Source organism: Shewanella sp. 10N.286.48.B5, from assembly GCF_002874355.2.
In the GTDB taxonomy this organism is placed as follows: domain Bacteria; phylum Pseudomonadota; class Gammaproteobacteria; order Enterobacterales; family Shewanellaceae; genus Shewanella.
This window is the reverse complement of the sequence record NZ_MCVG02000001.1, coordinates 2,550,273-2,568,960: the sequence shown is the minus strand read 5'-3', so window position 1 is coordinate 2,568,960 and position 18,688 is coordinate 2,550,273. Positions and strand designations below refer to the sequence as shown.

Below are 18,688 nucleotides of genomic sequence, written 5' to 3'. Positions count from 1 at the left end.
TAAAAAACCGTAAATCTGTAAAGGTTTACGGTTTTTTTATATCTGCAACTAATAGACTATACTCTTGAAACAGTCTAAGTTAACGATTTAGTTATATTTGGCAAACAACTAGACACCTTTCGGTTACATCTTGCTCAAGTGTAGGTAAACAGATATTATTAACCGCTAAGTGATGGATTTATAAAAAGATAGTGATTTAACATTCGTCAATGTATTGGCAAATAATGGAGATTTGACACTCATGCCTGTTAAAAGGAATGGATTTTCTTTAATTGAAGTTATGGTATCACTAGTGATTCTGGTGATAGGACTTATTGGTATTTTTAATCTTCACATTGTTGCCAAAAGAGGTAGCTTTGAGTCCTTTCAGCAAACCCAAGCCTCATATTATGCTAATGATATTATTAATCGTATGCGAATTAATAGTGGTCAACTTGCGAGTTATGCAGGCACTTATACTGGCACATCTATTACTTCAGCAAAAGCGTGTGATGTTGCCTTGGGTGTAAATACAACGTGTACAAATATAGAAACCCGTAATTGGGATTTATTTCAATGGGAACGTGCCTTTTCTGGTGAAAATGAAAAGTCATCAGATAGCCAAAATGTTGGTGGACTCGATTCGGCAACAGCTTGTATCCGTGTTGTTGGGACAGATGTCACAGTGGTGATGACCTGGAAAGGGATCCGCGCGACCTCTGATGGTGCTGAAGCTAAATCTACTTTCGTAAAAGGTTGTGGAAGCAGTAGTGATAGACGGCGTGTATTAGAGGTAGATACGGCGATTATAAGATTATGATTAAACTAACAAAACAACAAGGTATGTCACTGGTAGAGTTGATGGTGGCGATGTTGATCAGTTTGTTTTTAACTGCTGGTCTTTTTACTATGTTTAGCATGTCTTCAAGTAATGTCACAACGACAAGTCAATTTAATCAATTACAAGAAAATGGTCGTATTGCATTAGCTATTATGGAGCGTGACTTAAGCCAACTTGGTTTTATGGGCGATATTACGGGTACTGATTTTATTGTTGGTAGTAATACAACATTATCAGCCACGGCTGTCACGGCTGATTGTGTGGGTGCAGGGTTGAATAATGCCAGTTTTCCTAACGCGCAACCTTCTCATTTCAGACGCCTATGGGGATATGAGCAAGGCAAAAGTGCAGAATCATTAGCGTGTGTTTCACCTAATAATGGCACAGATGTGATTCAAATAAAGCGATTGATGGCGCCTTCAGTCACAGTGCTTACCGCAACACGTTATTATGCAGCATCCACGTCAACTGAGATTGTATTTTTTAATGGTAGTGCAGCCGTGCCCAGTTTAGCCAATAGCCGGATTTGGGAGTATCAACACCATGTTTACTTTATTAGTGATGACGGTACTACACCCGTTTTAAGGCGTCGCACACTATCAATAAACAATGGAATGAATAATGAAGAACAGCTAGTAGAAGGCATAGAAAATATGCGTATTTTGTATGGTTTTGATAGTGATGGCGATGGTACTGCCGATAGTTATATGCCAGCACAAAATGTAACAACGTTAATGTGGGATAATGAATTATTCCAACGTTTAGTGTCTTTAAGGGTGTTTTTATTGGTTCGTTCAAGTGAGGAAGACAGAAGCTATACCAATGACAATACCTATACCCTTGGTGACAAAACTATTGGGCCTCTTAATGACAAGTTTCGACGCAAAGTCGTATCGAGTACTATCGTTTTAGAAAATCCAATTTTAATAAATCTATAATTTAGCAACTCATTACGTAATTTTTGAGTTGATGCATCAAAAGGCAGGAAAATGATCAAATCAATAAAGAAGCAGCAAGGAATCGTGTTGTTTTTTTCATTAATTATTCTCGTGCTAATGACCTTGATCGGTGTGGCACTGGCAGTGAACTCTACACAGTCATTGAGAATGTCTGGCGCAGGTTCAGAAAGAATTGAAGCCATGGCTTCAGCTCAAGGTGGTCAAGATAAAGCTATTTTAGCTAATCAAGGCACTACGATGGCGACAATGATTGCTCCTTCAACAACTGTAGATGCCGCGCTCGGTGTGTCTAATACGATTACACCCATGGTAGTTGGCGATGTGAGTTGTCAACGCAGCACAAAAGCAAGTTCAGGAATCAGTTGTCGTAGAGTCGAAATATCGAGTTCTGCAACATTTGGCCGCAGCAACATGGGGGTTGTCACCGTCGTTGCAGGTATTGAACAAGAAGTGTTAACAGGGAGTTAGTCATGTTTTTGAAACAATTATTATCCATATTGCTATTTGCAATTTTGGCTTACTCATCCATCAGCTTCGCCGATGACACTGAGTTGTATGTGCTTGAATCCACTGCTCGTACAGGTTCTAAACCGCAAGTATTGATTATTTTTGATACGTCCGGAAGTATGAGTACCAGTTTTAAAACCGACGAGCCTTATACCAGAGGCAATGAAAATGTTCTAAATAATGGTCGCTTAACAGGCTCTACTAAATTATTTTTTACTCGAAGCAGTAGTAACATTCCATCAGCATCAAGTGATCAATATTTTCTTGCTAAGCTCAATGGCTGCGGTGTTAGTGATGAGTATTTAAAAGATTATGGCATGTTTACAGGGTACTTGCGTGAACACAAATACATTGGTGAAAATGGTGAATGGTCAGAACTCCCTTTAACAGACGGAAGTAGTATCCAATATGTAGATTGTTATGAAGACATAGTTGAATTGAATTATAAGAACAGGAAAGAAACAAATGGTTTCCCTGTAGATGGTTTAGGTTCGAGTTCCAATCCTATCCGTTATTCTGCCATTAATAATAAATCAACGACTGATGAAATTGAAGCCGCGGTAGATAAAGCTAAGTTGACTAATTTGGGTATAGGGCAACCAATTACAATCTACACAGAAAACTATATAAATTGGTATTACAGTACAAAGTCTAAAGCAAATTACTCTAGATTATCTATTGCACAACGTGTAATTGAAGACACCATTGTTACCACTCCCGGTGTTGACTTTGGCTTATCAGTTTTTAATAGCAACTCGGGTAGTTCAAATAGTGGTGGGCGTATTGTTTACGGTATAACAACAAATAATGTGTCTAATAAGACTAATTTATTGTCAACAATTAACTCACTAAATGCCGATGGGTGGACTCCTCTATGTGAAAATCTTTATGAGGCATATCGCTATTTTTCTGGCCAAGGGGTTTGGTTTGGTGATGATGACGATAACCGTGACCCTGAACGAGATAAAACAATAGAAAAGGATCAAAACTATATTTCTCCTTTTGTAGGCAAACAATGTCAGGATAAAGCCTATGTTATATACATCACTGACGGAGAACCTACTAGGGACACAGACGCTGATAATAAAGTATTGGCTCTTTCGGGGATTACCAAAGCAGATAGATACTCAAGTAACTATTTACCGGCACTTGCTGGCTGGCTTAATAAAAATGATGTCAATACCAGTCTAGATGGTACTCAGACTGTTTCAACTTATACTATTGGGTTTAGTGAAGGTGCTGCTAGTGCAGCCCCCATTTTGAAAGAAACGGCATCTAGGGGCGGTGGTAAATATTACTCAGCTATTGATGCTCAAAAATTACAAGAAGCATTGCAAACGATCTTCTCTAATATTTTAGAAACAAACTCTAGTTTTACTTCTCCATCTATTGCAAGTAACAATTTTGATAGAACTCAAACATTAGATTCAGTTTACTACGCAATGTTTTTACCTAATGAGGGCCCTCGTTGGGTAGGGAATTTGAAAAAGTTTAAGGTGACTGGAACTGGGGATATAGTCGATAAAAACGGCAATGATGCCATTGGTGATGATGGTAATTTAGCATCGTCGGCATGCTCTTATTGGACAGATGATTCAGTCTGTAATGCAACTAGTGGTGGCGGTGATGGTAATAACGTTGAAATCGGTGGTGCATTAACCAAACTTCAATCAACGTCAAGTCGCACTCTATACGGTAATTTTGGTACCGGCGGTGCACTAAAACCATTCACCAAGTCAAATGCTGCAACCAGTCTTGGTAGCGAAGCGGCGTTAGCGACTTTTATGGGGGTTGATAAAACGGAGCTAACTAAATTATTTGATTGGACGATTGGTATCGATGTCGATGATGAAGATAAAGACGGCTCAATAACCGATAAGCGATCAGATATTATGGGCGATCCACTGCATTCTAAACCGCTAGCCATTAACTATGGTACTGATGCCTCCCCAGATATACGAATTTTATTGGGTACCAATGCAGGCTTTTTACACATGTTTAAAGACAAGGGGGCGAGTGTTGAAGAGTCTTGGGCCTTTATGCCGCAAGAGCTATTACCCAACCTTCGCGAATTAAGGGCAAACGTGCCAACAGGCGTTCATTCTGTATATGGAATGGATAGTCCGCCAGTAGCATATGTGAAACGTCATGCCTCAGGTGCTATTGATAAAGCCTGGTTATTTGTGGGTATGCGTCGTGGGGGAAAATCGTATTATGCCTTTAATATTACTAATCCGGATTCTCCACAATTTATGTGGAAAGTTGACCCGAGTTCCACAGGCATGAGTGATATGGGCCAATCTTGGTCTGAACCTGTGGTCACGTATATACCTGGTGTACCCGCAGGAAATACCTCAGCTAGTAGTGCATCTCCGGTGGTAATTATTGGCGGCGGATATAACCCTTCAACAAAAGATGGCGCTGGGGTCGGCACCGATGACACAACGGGTCGCAGTGTTTACATATTAAATGCCGAAACAGGAGCCCTTGTGTATCGATTTGGTACAGGCTCTAGTGGTACACAACTACCAGGTATTGTTGATAGCATTCCAAATAGTATTGCAATATTAGACAGCAATAGCGATAAATTAACCGACAGGTTGTATGCAACAGATACGGGCGGTAATATTTGGCGTATGGATTTACCCAGTGCTTCACCGACGAGCTCTACCAGTCCGTGGACGGCGTTTAAGTTTGCGAGCTTAGGTGGAACCACACAAGCAACTGATAGACGTTTTTTTGCTGAGGCAGCAGTTGTACAAACTGTATTCACAAATACATCTAAAGTTTCAGTGACGGATACTGGTGGTAATACGACGACTAGTTTGACGTATCAGAATGTCCCTTATGATGCCGTTACTGTGGGCAGTGGTCATCGACCACATCCTTTAGATACAACCCGTTCAGATAAGTTTTTTGTGCTACAGGACCGAAATGTTGTCACTAAGTCATTTACTGGCGCAACAGGGAAGGAAATCCCAGCAACACTTGAGTTGTCTAATTTGTACGATGTCTCTTCGGCACCACCAACAACTGAAGCAGATAATATTACCTTTGGCGCTAAGCGAGGCTGGTACTATAGCTTTACTGCGAAAGGAGAGAAAAGCTTATCCGCTTCTACAATCATTCAGGGGAGAGTTTACTTTACTTCTTATGTCCCTGGGGACAATACCTCAGCAAATCAATGTTTAGCCATTGGTCAAGGTAGATTATATGGATTTGATTTACATAAAGGTACCCGTTCATATACTCAAGAGTATTTGGAAATGGGCGCGCGAGTTCCTGATACTCCTCAGTTAGTTATACCGCCAAATGGTACATCAGATAGTTATATGTATTTAATTGGTATTGGTTCTGCTGGTGATGATATGGAGAAAGTGGATGATGATGAAAGTGACGGCTGTGCAGCTGGTGATGATAAATGTATTGGTGGCGGTTTAGGTGTGAATAAAATTTATTATCATATTGATGAGTAGGAATGAGTAAATAATGAAGCAGTTACAGTTCGGATTTACATTAATTGAAGTAATGATCACAGTCGTGATAGTGGGTATCTTAGCTTCAATTGCTTATCCTAGTTATACTCAATTTGTCGCCAAAGGTGCGAGAGGTGACGGTTTAGCGGGGGTTATGCATGTGGCGAATTTACAGGAGCAGTATTATCTGGACCATCGCACTTTTACAACTGATATGACTAAACTTGGTTTAAATGCAGATCCTTGGGTTGTAGAAAATACTTACTATAAAGTTGATACCACATTAAGTGGGGATGATTACACTGTTACAGCCACTGCTGTGGGTGTTCAAGCGACTCGTGATAGTGCTTGTGCTGCAATATCATTAACCTCAACAGGCAGTAAAACCCCTACGGAGTGTTGGAAATGAAAACAGTAATACCTTTGGTCCTATTATCAATGTTTATGTCTTCTAATGCTTCTGCAGTGGATGAGGATGTAGTGACATTAACAACTTATAAGTGTCATATAGAAACACCTAATGGATCTAATATCGCAGTATTTGAGTGGGATAAAGCTCGCCTTATACAAGAGCAAAGCGCTTTACTTGCAGAGTATGTTCCAACCATCTCAAACGAGCGCCTGATCGTCAAAAAAGTGGTTGAATGTTTAACGGAAGATAAAGTATTTAAAGATATATTAGTACGTGATCTTGACGCAAAAAGAGCCTATTAACCTTGTATTAAGAAGGTAGATCAAAAAGGCTTACTTATTTAAATAAGTAAGCCTTTTTTCGCGTTACCCAAACTTCGGTTAGCTACATGTCACTGTGGTAGCGACTTTTGAAATACGCCCTGAGGAATTGATATTTAATGCTTCGGAAGAGCTGCTCGTTACTTTACCTGGGCAATATCTAAACACGCCACTACCACCATTGGTGCCCATACCATCAGGGTTAAAACTATATCTAGAAAGGTCTGATTTAATAAAGTCGTTACTATTGAACCCATCAACCTTCCGCAAGACAATGTCTGCTATGCCATTAGTTGTGTCCATTGAACCAATAGTACCGTTGTCAATAAATACACTAAAGCCTTGTGTCCAGTCACTGCCGCATGTTGTCGATGTCATTGGGCAAACAGATACTCTACTGCCATAACTCACAGCTTGGCTTCTAGCAAAAACTAATGATGATTCTATTGTGCTGATTGCACTTTTTGCTCTAAACCCTTCGTAGAGAGATTGGAATGACGGCACTGCAACTGCAAGAAGAATAGCCGCTACAGTAACCGTAACCATAACTTCAACTAAGGTAAATCCTGACTGTAACTTTTTCATGTGTGTGCCCTCAACTATATAAAGAAGAGTATAACGAAGTACAATGTGAATTACAGTGTTTAATTGTCTATTAATTGTTTAGTTATTAAATTCCCTTAAAACTGTGTATCTCACTATTATCATTAGAGATAAAACGATTTACATGGCCTTACATTTAATATTTTTCTTCTTTGACATTCTGGCTCGTCCCGCTTGATTAACGATAACCGCTTTGGAATGCTCACTATCAATGCTTTTAGGGCAATATGTCAGCGTGCCATTAGTACCTGAAGCTAAACCATCAGGCAAAAAACGTACTCCGTTACGATTATATTGAATGATATCTTCACGATGAAAAGCGCCAATCTGCTTTAAGAGAATGTCACCAGAGTTAAATTGATTAACGCTGCCTGTATCAACAAAGATGGCGTAGCCATCCTGCCAGTTTTTATGGCATTTTCCATCAAGTAATGGGCACACAGTTACCCTTGCACCGTAGTTAATGGCCATGTTTCTAGCAAATTTAAGTGAGTGTTGAATAGTGCTGATATTACTTTTAGCTCTAATTTGAAGTTGAACTGAGTTTAAGGCGGGTACACCAATGGCCAATAATATGCTGGCAACGGTTACTGTTGTCATTAACTCGACTAAATTAAAGCCACGACGATAATAGTGAATATTCATATCTAACAATCCTTGTTTATTAAGTGCTGCATCCTGCAGCGCATATTGAGTATAGACAGGGATTGATTTATTGCACGAAAAGCACGTTTTAAAATTAACGTAAAATAGCTACAGAAACTTAAAGCGCTTTAGCGTAGTATAATAAATAGTATTGTATTTTAACGATATAGCTTAAAATCTATTAACTCGTAGATTAGCTTATATACCATATTGCCTGTGAATGGAGTGGATAAATGAAAAAAGTAGAAGCCGTTATTAAACCTTTTAAGTTAGATGATGTGCGTGAAACATTAGCTGAAATAGGTATAACAGGCATGACGGTTTCTGAAGTGAAAGGCTTTGGGCGTCAAAAAGGTCACACTGAATTATATCGTGGTGCTGAGTATATGGTCGATTTTTTACCGAAAGTAAAAATCGAGCTTGTTATTCAAGATGAGCAATTAGACCAAGCCATTGAGGTTATTGTTGATACTGCTCGTACGGGTAAAATCGGCGATGGAAAAATATTTGTAACCGATATTGAACGTGTTATTCGTATCCGTACTGGCGAAGAAAACGAAGATGCTGTTTAATTTACAATAGATTAAATTAAAAAAGCCTCAATAAATAATTTATTGAGGCTTTTTTATTGGGGATAAATTATAAGCTCACTATTGCCATCATGGTTTGCTTGATGAGTCCCGAATAACCGGCTCAGGCGTAAATACCATCGATTTTTTCTCAGTCGTTTCTTTGCTATTGGCGATTAACAGTTCAGTGGCGACTTTGGCAATTTTCACGTTTGGTTGATGCACTGTGGTTAATTTGGGCCACGTCTGTCGGGAGAAGGGGCTATCCTCAAATCCTACAATGGATAAATCTTTTGGTATATCAAGCCCAGCTAAACGCGCAGCAAATAAAGCCCCTGCAGCTATTTCATCGTTACAGGCGACGATTGCCGTAGGCCGTTTGGTTAAGTTAATCAATTTATTGGCACCTTCTACCCCAGATTCGAAAGAGTATTTACCATCTAAAACCCAGGTGTTATTCACGTTAAGATTATTGTGCTCAAGGGCATCTTTAAAACCAGCTAAACGCTCTTTGGTTGATTCATGCTGCTGATCGCCACTTAAAAATCCAATATCACTATGACCCATATTAATTAAGTGTTGGGTGATTTCTAAAGCGCCATGTTTATCATTGACAAGTACAGTAAGCCCATTTTCTGCATCAGTGCTTTCGCCTGCAATAATTCTTACATAATTAGCATCTATTTCATCAAGTGCTGCAAGTATCTTCGGGTCTTCTGACATTGGCGGGGTGAGCACTAAACCCGATAGCCGAGAGTGTTTGACCATTTTGGTTAGTTCATCACAAATTGTGTCAGAGGTAGCATTACAAGGGTGGATCAACAACTCGTAGCCTTTATCTTGGCAGGCAGAAAGAATACCGTTCTGCATATCAATAATATAATAAGCATTGGGGTTATCATAAATAAAACCAATAACATAGGATTTTGTGCTTGCTAGATTTCTTGCTGCTAAGTTAGGTTGATAATTTAGCTCATTAATTGCTGCATTGACCTTGTCGACCGTGGTTTGTCTGACTGACGATTCGTTATTGGTGACCCGTGAAACGGTTTTAATTGATACGCCAGCATGTTTGGCAACATCATTTATGGTTACTTTCATTATTTGTTAACTCTTAAACTCAGGCGATGAACTTAGCATTGTATTTATATTGATAACCATCATCCCCAAATGAAGGTTATCAATATTGTAGGTAAAAACAAAAGCTAAGCCGATTTAACTCTAATAGTGCTGATTTTTATCCTAATAGGCAATCTCGAATTACTTTTCTGGTTGGATGAGTTCACTTTAAAGTCTATTTGTTCTTAATTTGATACAAACATCGTCAACATTTAAGTGTTTGATTTTTAGTTATTAATTGTGTTTGCATCTGTTTTGTATAAGCCGGCTTTGCACATTTTGTCTGCAATAAAGTTATTTTGTTGTGGCAAGACTGTTAAATATTGTGTAATGTTTGCTCTAGACATGACAGCGTTGTCATTCCGATTGGAATGGTTATGTATCCAAAAACGATAATAAAGTTATGGAAGGGAAATGAAGATGCGACCTATTAATTTTAAGAAAAATGTTTTAGCAACTAACATTGCTATCCTACTTGGCAGTATGGTTTCAGTTGCTGCGTTTGCAGCAGATGCTGAAACTACAGAAGAAAATATCGAAAAAATTGAAGTAAAAGGCATGCGTGCCTCGATGAAGGCTTCAGTTAATGATAAACGTTTTTCTAACTCTGTTGTTGATGCGGTAACGGCTGAAGATATCGGTAAATTTCCTGATGGTGACGTGGGTGAGTCATTAGGGCGTATACCAGGTGTGGCTGTGAGCCGTCAATTTGGTCAAGGCCAAGGTGTTTCGATTCGTGGTGCTTCTAGCAGCTTGACTCGTACATTATTAAACGGCCATTCAGTTGCATCTACCGGTTGGTACGATCAACAGTCAATTGACAGAAGCTTTAACTACAGTTTACTACCATCAGAAATGGTCGGTGGAATTGAAGTATATAAATCGTCTCAGGCTGATTTACCTGAAGGTGGTGTTGGCGGTACCGTTATCGTTAAAACCCGCAAGCCATTAGATTTAGATGCCAATACTGTATTCCTTAGTGCTAAAGGCGACTACGGTACAATTTCTGAAGAAACAGATCCTGAATTATCAGGCCTATACAGCTGGAAAAATGAAGATGAGAACTTTGGTTTCTTAATTTCTGCAGCTGGCTCAGAAACAACTTATCAACGCAATGGTATTGAGTCATTAATTGGTTGGGGTGATATTGTTCCAACGACTTTTGAACAAGAGCGTGAACGTACTGCTATTAACGGTTCATTCCAATACAGTCCAACAGATAATTTAAATTTCGGTTTAGACATTATGAGTCTGGACATGAAAGCGAACAACGCAAATACCTCATTATTCGTGATGTTCCCAGATGATAAAGACGAAGCGTGTGAACAGCGTAACTCTTTAGGCACTTGTACTTTCTATCGCCGTGATGGTAATGGTGAAAACCCAGGTTGGGCACAAACTTGGGCGCGCCAAGCTAGCATGGACTCAAATACTTACGATTTCAATTTCGATTACGAAAATGACATGTTTAAAGTAGAAGGTCGTGTGGGTAACACCAAGTCTGAAGGTGGTACTGATTTAACTTCTAACTATGGTTTCTGGTTAGGTACCGCTGCTGATTATGCTGGTACTTATGATGCGACTGGTGAAATCATCAAAATAGATGTTGCTAATAAAAACTTCACCGCAGATGACTTTGGTGGTCAATTGTCCCCTGCAGGTTGGGCACTTAAAAAGCAGCCAAACTCAGATGAAGAAACTTACGCACAATTAGACTTTACTATTCCGACTGATTTAGGTGCGATTACCTCATTCAAAACAGGTGTTCGTTATGCAGATCATGATGTTAGCATGTTAACTTTACCTGCAATCGTTAATGCTGATATAGCAGCAAAAGATGCATCAGCATATTACAGTGGTCAAATTTCATCGGGTGCAGGTTATACCTTACCTAAGCCAGATATGGATGCCATGTTACGTGATGCTAAGGCTGCAATTAATGGTTTCTCGACAGAAGGGACCGTATATAAGGCTGGCTACGGCACCATTAACGAAGAAAACCTATCGTTATATTTAATGGCTAATTTTGAGTCAGACGGTATGCGCGGTAACTTCGGCTTACGTTATATATCAACAGATGCATCATCTGATTATTTCGCGCTGCAAGCTGATGGTACTTATGCCGATAACTTAAGCACTAAAGATGCAAGTTATAATGACGTATTGCCAAGTATCAACGTTGCATTTGATGTGGCGCCAGATGTCATTATCCGTACTTCAGCATCACAAGTGATTTCACGTCCTAATTATGCTGATATGTTTGCAGCTTCGGCACTGCAAGGTTACAACGATGACGTTGCAGGTAACCAAGTGGTTAGTACCGGTAATATCGCCCTTGAGCCATTTAAAGCGACTCAAGCTGATTTAGGTGTGGAATGGTATTTCAGTCCTGACGGGTTAATGAGTGCTTCTTACTTTATCAAAGATATCAGCTCTTTTATCACCTCAGAGCAGAAGCTAGATCAAAGCATTGGTATTGTTGATCCTAATTCAGGTGAAGATAACTGGACTGTTTCAACGAAGAAAAATGGTACTGGCGGTCAAATCCAAGGTATAGAGCTGCAAATCCAAGATGGTTTTGACAACGGCTTTGGTTACTCTGCTAACTATACCTTTGCTGATTCTGATGCTGCAGCTGAGAACTACCCTGATCAAGTTAGCGTATTTTCTGACTCTTCTAAGCACACTGTTAACTTAGTTGGTTACTACGAGATGGATGACTTCTCAGCACGTGTTGCTTATAACTGGCGTAGTGAATACATGATGCGTGAGTTACCAGGTTTCTACGGTAACCGTGAACATCAAGACTTCGGTACACTTGATTTAAGTGCTAACTACAATATCACTGATTACTTAGGTATCACATTTGAAGTAGTTAACTTACTTGAAGAAGACAGTGTTCAATTAGGTGTTGCACCTGATGATGCTGACGTTAAGCCTGAGCTAAAAGGTGGTTACCCAGCATGGAGCTTTGAAGGTGAAGCTCGTTATAAGTTAGGTTTAAACTTACGTTTTTAATCTGATTTAGAAGCATAAAAAGCCTAGCACTTGCTAGGCTTTTTGATTTTAACTTTCCACTGGTAAATACGGTTAAAATCCAATTAGCGACTTATCTACAGTTAACAGTTAAGAGGCGTAATATGAAAGTGCAGAAGATTGTTATTATCGGTGGTGGCACAGCAGGTTGGCTTGCTGCAAATCATATTGGTAAAGCGGTGCAATCATTGGCTGATGTGTCCGTTACGTTAATCGAGTCTCCTGATATTCCGCCCATTGGTGTTGGTGAAGGCACTGTACCTGCGATTAGGCAGTCATTACAAAGCTTTGGAATAAGCGAAACCGAGTTTATTCAGCAGTGTGATGTGAGCTTCAAGCAGTCTATCCAATTTCGAAACTGGCTCGATAAAACCAAACATGGCGCAGATAATCGCTACCATCACTTATTTGATGTACCAAGCCCATTAGGCGATGACTTAAGCGCCTTTTGGAACCAAACCGCCACTGAGGATATGGCTTATAGTGCAATGGTTTCACCTCAGCATTATATTTGTGAGGCATTAAAGGCACCTAAATCCATCACCACCCCCGAATACGCTGGCTCGGTGAGTTATGCTTATCATTTAAATGCGGCAAAATTTGCCCAATTATTAGCCACTAACGCCACAAGTAAATATGCCGTTGAGCATATCAAAGCCAATGTGTTAGATGCCGCAATAGATGATGTAGGCAATATCAGCCGCTTAAAAACTGATAAGCTCGGCGAGTTAGCTTTTGATTTTTATATCGACTGCAGTGGCTTTGAGTCCATTTTGTTAGCCAAAAAGCTTAACGTCGGCTTTGTGGATAAATCCCATCAGTTATTGGTGAATAAAGCCATTGTTGCCCAAGTGCCGACAGACATTACTGAAGCGATTGCCCCTTTTACCATTGCCACAGCGCATCAAGCAGGCTGGATTTGGGATATCGCTTTGCCAGAGCGCCGCGGTACTGGTTTTGTGTATTCTGATAACCACATGACAAGCGCACAAGCTGAGCAAAAGTTTAACCGTTATTTGGGCGGAAAACTAAACCAGTTACACCATCGTGAAATCCCCATGAAAGTGGGCTACCGCGAACAATTTTGGGCAAAAAACTGTGTAGCATTAGGCCTAGCACAAGGCTTTTTAGAGCCAATCGAGGCAACCTCAATACTATTAACTGATTTTGCCGCCGGTTACTTAGCTAAGCGACTACCGCAGACACTGGCGCAAATGCCAGCATTGTCTGAGCGCTTTAATCACACTATAGGTTACGCGTGGGAGCGAGTAGTGGAGTTTGCTAAGTTGCATTATTGCATTTCAGATAGAACTGACAGTGATTTTTGGTTAGATAATCAAAAGCCTGAAACGATACCTGAATCCTTGCAACAAAAATTGCAATTATGGCAGAGCTTTAGCCCGATAACCGATGATCTATTCTCACGCTACGAAGTGTTTAATATTGATAATTACCTGTATGTCTTATACGGGATGCATTATCAAACAAAAAACGTGTCGCTCGAGGCGCAGTACCTTAAAAGTGCCCAGCAGCAGGCCAATAAAATACAGCAAATAGGCCACAAGCTGGCGCTAGACTTACCAGAGCATCGAGCACTGCTTGATAAAATTAACCGTTACGGTTTACAAAAGGTTTAGCTACAGGATTAATAAACTTAGAACCCAGTTGAGTGAAATTTATACTTATAGATGAAAGTTGGCACGATTTAGGTGAAATATCAGCGAATAGCTAGTGGTACTTTATTGCTTGATACGGTAACGTAAGCTGCAGATTAAATGATAGTGGGCTTTATAATAAGTCATCAGCTAAAGATTTTGGGATTTTTTATTTTAATCTACTAGCAAAAGTTTAAAACAAAAGGGATTTGAATCCCTATTTTTATGTATATCATTATTGATTAGAAGCGCCTGAAGGAGCCAAGATGTCTAACCAAATTACGTTACTTGAACACGCAAAGCACGGTGATTTAAAAATTACCGCAACTAATTTTGCACACGTTGCAGATCAACATATTGTTCCAGTAACTTTGCATGAGATTGCTCGTGCAGCTACAGAATACCCAATTGTATTCGTTAAAAACACTGATAGCGGTGAATTCCAAGCTGTTGCTATGTTAGGTCTTAAGCCTGGTCAAAACCTGAGTATTAAAGACGGCAAGTGGCAAGGACTATATATCCCTGCTGTTGTCCGTGACTATCCACTTGGATTAGTACTTAACCCAGAAGTAAAAGACAAAGTATGGATTGGTATTCGCGAATCTGCTGCTGAAGTCAGCAAGACTGAAGGCCAAGCATTATTTGAAGGTGAGCAAGAGTCTGCTTACTTAGAAAACCGCAAAAAAGCCTTAATCGCGCATTTTGAGCAAGATCAAGCAAGCCGCAACATTCTTGGTTTCTTGGCTGAAAAAGAGTTACTAACAACCCAAACATTAACGGTTGATGTAGCGGGTGAGAAGCGCAACATCAATGGCTTATACTTAATTGATGAAGCTAAATTAAATGAATTGTCAGATGAAGATTACTTAGAACTTAGAAAGCGCGGCTTACTAGGTCCTATCTATGGTCATTTAGCATCGTTAAACCAAGTTAACCGTCTAGCACGCACTGAGATCATGGCTAAAGCTTAATCTTATTGTATCGCGCGTATTAAGGCATTATTTCATATATTGAAATAATGCCTTTTTTATTAGTAGCATATTTAGCATAAGATTCTTTTGCTTAAAGCTTTTTACTTCATTCAATCCTTTCTTTAGCACTAGATGCCAATATTCTTGGTTATTACTAAGCCAATTAAGCTTAATTTAAGCAATTAAGCCACTGTTATTATTTGTTTTTAATGTCTATTGTTGCAAACCTGTGTCAAAACATAAAAAAATGTAGAAATCTCGTTCTATATTCGGTAGATTATTGAATGACAGCGTTGTCATTGCTTGTGTGTGAATCGTTGTTTTAAGGTCGACATGGATAATTTATAGGTCCCTATTATCCATGCCTTAATGCTATTTCGGTCGGGCGAAATAGCATTAATTTATACTTTTAGTCTCTCCCCAGAAACGAGTATAAGCTGGGTACAATTTTTGTTCCCAGCTATTTTTTTGCCGGTTTCTTAGTAAGGATAAAACCTAGCAGTTAACGAGACATAGATATTGAACAGGCTAAATACACTAATAAATTGAATCAATTAAATACTGTTGCCGCTAAAAATTAGCTGCGGTAATTTAGCTAAAATAGGCTAACGTCAGTAGTCAGTCAACGCGCGGCATCTCATCAGATGATCATTTAGGGATAAATTGAGGAATATATGAAAAAGACCATCATTGCATCAGCATTATTACTATCAATAGGCGTAGTGGGTTGCCAGTATTCTTCAGCTCCTTCTACGTCTGATGATGCTCAATCAGCTAATGGTTCAGATCTGCAACATAAGGCTAATCAAGCCGCTGATAGCGCTTGGACTCAAGCAAGCCTAAAACAATTTGCCGCAGATCTAAAAGTCACTTATCGCATGGTGACCAATGTCCCTGAAGAAAGTTGCTCAGCAACACAGCCTGATGAGCAATGTTTTATCGCTGAAATTGATTTAACCAGTTCAGTTAATATTCCCCATGCCGACTGGGCAATTTATTTCAGTCAAATGCGCCCAGTACAAGCGGTGTTAAATCCGCAGTTTAGTATCACTCGAGTACAAGGTGATTTACATAAAATTGCCCCCACCGAACAATTCACTGGCTTTAGCGCTGGCGTAACCCAACGCATTGGTTTTAGAGGCGAGTTATGGCAATTATCTGAAACTGACCCAATGCCAAACTATTACATTGTGGTGGATGGTTTAGAGCCTGTCGTGATAGCTAGCACTCAATTAAGTATTGACGCAGAAACCGGCATGGAAGTTAGACCCTATGTTGAAGCCTTTACGGATGAAAAAAGGCAATATCGCAGAACCGCAACCGATAACTTAGCGTGGAGCCGTGCTGAGGTGTTATTTGAAGCCAATAATGCCCTTGTAGTTAATCGCGAGGCTGCCATTAATCGCATTATTCCAACGCCGCTCAGTGCTAGCGTTACATCAAGTAATACACCGGTAGATTTGTCTCAAGGTATTGAGGTTAATTACCAGCAAGTTGACTCAGCAGCAGTTGCCGCAGCTTTGTCGAGATTAGCGAGACTTGGGGTTAAGCAATCAGATACAGGCTTGTCGTTAGCGTTTGTTAAAAACAGCAAGGTTACAGCAGACGAGCAAGGGATTGATGGCGCTTATCAGCTCAAGGTGGCCATTGACGGCATTACCATTACCGCCGCCACCGACAGTGGTTTTTCATATGGTCTTTCGTCACTTGCAGCGTTAATCGATACTCGAGAACTCAGTATAAATACTATGGTTGTTGATGATGCACCGCGTTATGATTTTCGTGGTATGCACATTGATGTCGCGCGTAACTTTCACAGTAAACAACTGATATTTGATTTAATCGATCAAATGGCAGCTTATAAGCTCAATAAATTACACCTACATATGGCCGATGATGAAGCATGGCGCTTAGAAATTGATGGCTTACCTGAGCTTACTGATATTGGTAGTAAGCGTTGCCATGATTTAACCGAAAGCACCTGCTTAATTCCCCAGCTGGGCAGTGGCCCTTTTGCTGATGCCAGTGTAAATGGTTTTTATAGCAAAGCCGATTATATAGACATTTTGCAGTATGCCAGCGCCCGCCAAGTAGAGGTTATCCCGTCAATGGATATGCCTGGTCACTCACGTGCTGCGATAAAATCTATGGATGCCCGCTACCGTAAGTTTATGGCAAGTGGCGAAAATAATGCTGCCAATGAGTACTTACTGACAGATGCTAACGACACCACAGTGTATTCATCGGTGCAGTATTATAACGATAACACCCTAAATGTGTGCTTGGAGTCGACCTATCACTTTGTCGATAAAGTCATTGATGAAATTGCTAAATTGCACCAACAAGCAGGCCATCCGCTAAAACGCTACCACATTGGCGCTGATGAAACGGCAGGGGCGTGGAAGCAATCACCACAATGCGTAGACTTTGTTGCTAACAATGACAAAGGGGTTAAATCGATCGATGATTTAGGTGCTTATTTTATTGAGCGCGTCGCCAATATGGTCAGCGCTAAAGGTATTGAACCTGCAGGTTGGAGCGATGGTATGAGCCATACTAATGCAGACAATATGCCGGCTAAATCACAAACCAACATTTGGGATGTGATTTCACACCATGGTTATCAAAGAGCCCACAACCAAGCCAATTTAGGTTGGGATACTGTGCTTTCAAACCCTGAAGTGTTGTACTTTGATTTCCCCTATGAGGCTGATCCTAAAGAGCATGGTTACTACTGGGCGACCCGAGCGCTAAACAGCCAAAAATTGTTTAGTTTTATGCCAGATAACTTACCTGCGAATGCGGAACAATGGAATGATATCGAAAATAACCCCTTTACTGCCGACGATAGCGTTAAAAAAGATGAGCAAGGTAAGGTGACCTCAGCGCCATTACAACAAGGTAAAGGCTTTAGTGGTATTCAAGGTCAAATCTGGAGTGAAACTATTCGCAGTGATGAAGTCGCTGAATATATGATGTTTCCACGGCTGCTAATGCTAGCTGAAAAAGCTTGGCATAAAGCAAAGTGGGAAGTGCCATATCAGTATCAAGGCGCGGTTTATCATCAAAACTCAGGTTACTTTACTGCTGATATGCGTAAGCAGCAGCAACAGCAATGGAATGACATCGCTAATACCTTAGGCCATAAAGAGCTGGCTAAGTTAGATGTGGCTAACATTGAATATCGGGTGCCAACCGTTGGGGCAAAAATTGAAGCTGGACTGCTTTATGCCAATATTGCCTTTCCAGGGCTTAAGATTGAGTATCGTCAACTCAGTGAAGAGAGTGACAATAACGCTGCTGAAACAGCATCATGGCTTGAATACCAAGCTCCGGTAAAGGTATCAGGTAATATTGAGATAAGAGCAATTTCCGCATCAGGAAAACGCAAAGGGCGCTCGTTGTTTTTATAGCTGGCTTTTATTGCTGTGCAGTTAACTAAATACAAAGGACGTTAATCGAATGGTTAACGTCCTTTTTTAAAAGAAAATCAGCAAAACATCCAAAACTTTCAATTTAATTACCTAGCTAAAATCAATATAAATCAGAGCTTTAATAGTTACTTCGCTGTTTGTTTTATAAACACCACAAAAAGT

14 protein-coding genes are annotated in these 18,688 nt (G+C 40.1%); 11 read left to right on the top strand and 3 right to left on the bottom strand.

Features of this window, described 5'->3' with window-relative positions; genetic code table 11:
- The first annotated feature begins 241 nt into the window (after positions 1 to 241).
- The 6 genes from pilV to BCU57_RS10940 all read left to right on the top strand — a co-directional run bounded on the left by pilV (position 242) and on the right by BCU57_RS10940 (position 6,476).
- Positions 242 to 799: a type IV pilus modification protein PilV gene (gene pilV, locus BCU57_RS10965; protein WP_102439200.1), complete on the top strand. Its 558-nt coding sequence runs from the start codon at positions 242 to 244 to the stop codon at positions 797 to 799.
- Positions 796 to 1,758 carry a PilW family protein gene (locus BCU57_RS10960; protein WP_102439199.1) on the top strand — a complete coding sequence of 321 codons (963 nt, stop codon included), beginning with the start codon at positions 796 to 798 and terminating at the stop codon, positions 1,756 to 1,758. Before pilV ends, BCU57_RS10960 begins: the two co-directional genes overlap by 4 nt.
- Before the next feature lie 63 nt (positions 1,759 to 1,821).
- A complete protein-coding gene (locus tag BCU57_RS10955; RefSeq protein WP_102439281.1) occupies positions 1,822 to 2,247 on the top strand; it encodes a PilX N-terminal domain-containing pilus assembly protein in 426 nt (141 codons plus the stop codon).
- 2 nt (positions 2,248 to 2,249) lie between these two features.
- Positions 2,250 to 5,762, top strand: a complete 3,513-nt coding sequence (locus BCU57_RS10950) for a pilus assembly protein (protein ID WP_102439198.1) — start codon at positions 2,250 to 2,252, stop codon at positions 5,760 to 5,762.
- Between the two features lie 13 nt (positions 5,763 to 5,775).
- Positions 5,776 to 6,171: a type IV pilin protein gene (locus tag BCU57_RS10945; RefSeq protein ID WP_102439197.1), complete on the top strand. Its 396-nt coding sequence runs from the start codon at positions 5,776 to 5,778 to the stop codon at positions 6,169 to 6,171.
- Positions 6,168 to 6,476 (top strand): TapY2 family type IVa secretion system protein, encoded by a 309-nt coding sequence (locus BCU57_RS10940; protein ID WP_102439196.1) that lies wholly within the window; start codon positions 6,168 to 6,170, stop codon positions 6,474 to 6,476. The genes BCU57_RS10945 and BCU57_RS10940 overlap by 4 nt, the downstream gene beginning before the upstream one ends.
- A gap of 78 nt (positions 6,477 to 6,554) precedes the next feature.
- Here the strand turns inward: BCU57_RS10940 and BCU57_RS10935 are convergent, their stop codons facing one another.
- Positions 6,555 to 7,079, bottom strand: a complete 525-nt coding sequence (locus BCU57_RS10935; RefSeq protein WP_102439195.1) for a GspH/FimT family pseudopilin — start codon at positions 7,077 to 7,079, stop codon at positions 6,555 to 6,557.
- A gap of 138 nt (positions 7,080 to 7,217) precedes the next feature.
- Entirely contained in the window at positions 7,218 to 7,742 is a 525-nt protein-coding gene (locus BCU57_RS10930; RefSeq protein WP_102439194.1) for a GspH/FimT family pseudopilin, read from the bottom strand.
- Between the two features lie 233 nt (positions 7,743 to 7,975).
- On the opposite strand from BCU57_RS10930, the gene BCU57_RS10925 reads away from it, so the two are divergent.
- The gene (locus BCU57_RS10925) at positions 7,976 to 8,314 is read left to right on the top strand and encodes a P-II family nitrogen regulator (protein ID WP_102439193.1); all 339 of its coding nucleotides are present in this window, start codon (positions 7,976 to 7,978) and stop codon (positions 8,312 to 8,314) included.
- An 87-nt stretch (positions 8,315 to 8,401) separates the two neighbouring features.
- On the opposite strand, the gene BCU57_RS10920 is transcribed toward BCU57_RS10925, so the two are convergent.
- Positions 8,402 to 9,412, bottom strand: coding sequence for a LacI family DNA-binding transcriptional regulator (locus BCU57_RS10920; protein ID WP_102439192.1), 1,011 nt, complete (start codon positions 9,410 to 9,412; stop codon positions 8,402 to 8,404).
- A gap of 438 nt (positions 9,413 to 9,850) precedes the next feature.
- Between BCU57_RS10920 and BCU57_RS10915 the strand changes: the two genes are divergently transcribed.
- The 4 genes from BCU57_RS10915 to BCU57_RS10900 all read left to right on the top strand — a co-directional run bounded on the left by BCU57_RS10915 (position 9,851) and on the right by BCU57_RS10900 (position 18,505).
- Positions 9,851 to 12,448 (top strand): TonB-dependent receptor, encoded by a 2,598-nt coding sequence (locus tag BCU57_RS10915; RefSeq protein ID WP_102439280.1) that lies wholly within the window; start codon positions 9,851 to 9,853, stop codon positions 12,446 to 12,448.
- Between the two features lie 122 nt (positions 12,449 to 12,570).
- The gene (locus tag BCU57_RS10910; protein WP_102439191.1) at positions 12,571 to 14,103 is read left to right on the top strand and encodes a tryptophan halogenase family protein; all 1,533 of its coding nucleotides are present in this window, start codon (positions 12,571 to 12,573) and stop codon (positions 14,101 to 14,103) included.
- 284 nt (positions 14,104 to 14,387) lie between these two features.
- Positions 14,388 to 15,092: a SapC family protein gene (locus tag BCU57_RS10905; RefSeq protein WP_102439190.1), complete on the top strand. Its 705-nt coding sequence runs from the start codon at positions 14,388 to 14,390 to the stop codon at positions 15,090 to 15,092.
- 674 nt (positions 15,093 to 15,766) lie between these two features.
- Positions 15,767 to 18,505, top strand: a complete 2,739-nt coding sequence (locus tag BCU57_RS10900; protein WP_102439189.1) for a family 20 glycosylhydrolase — start codon at positions 15,767 to 15,769, stop codon at positions 18,503 to 18,505.
- Positions 18,506 to 18,688: the final 183 nt, after the last annotated feature.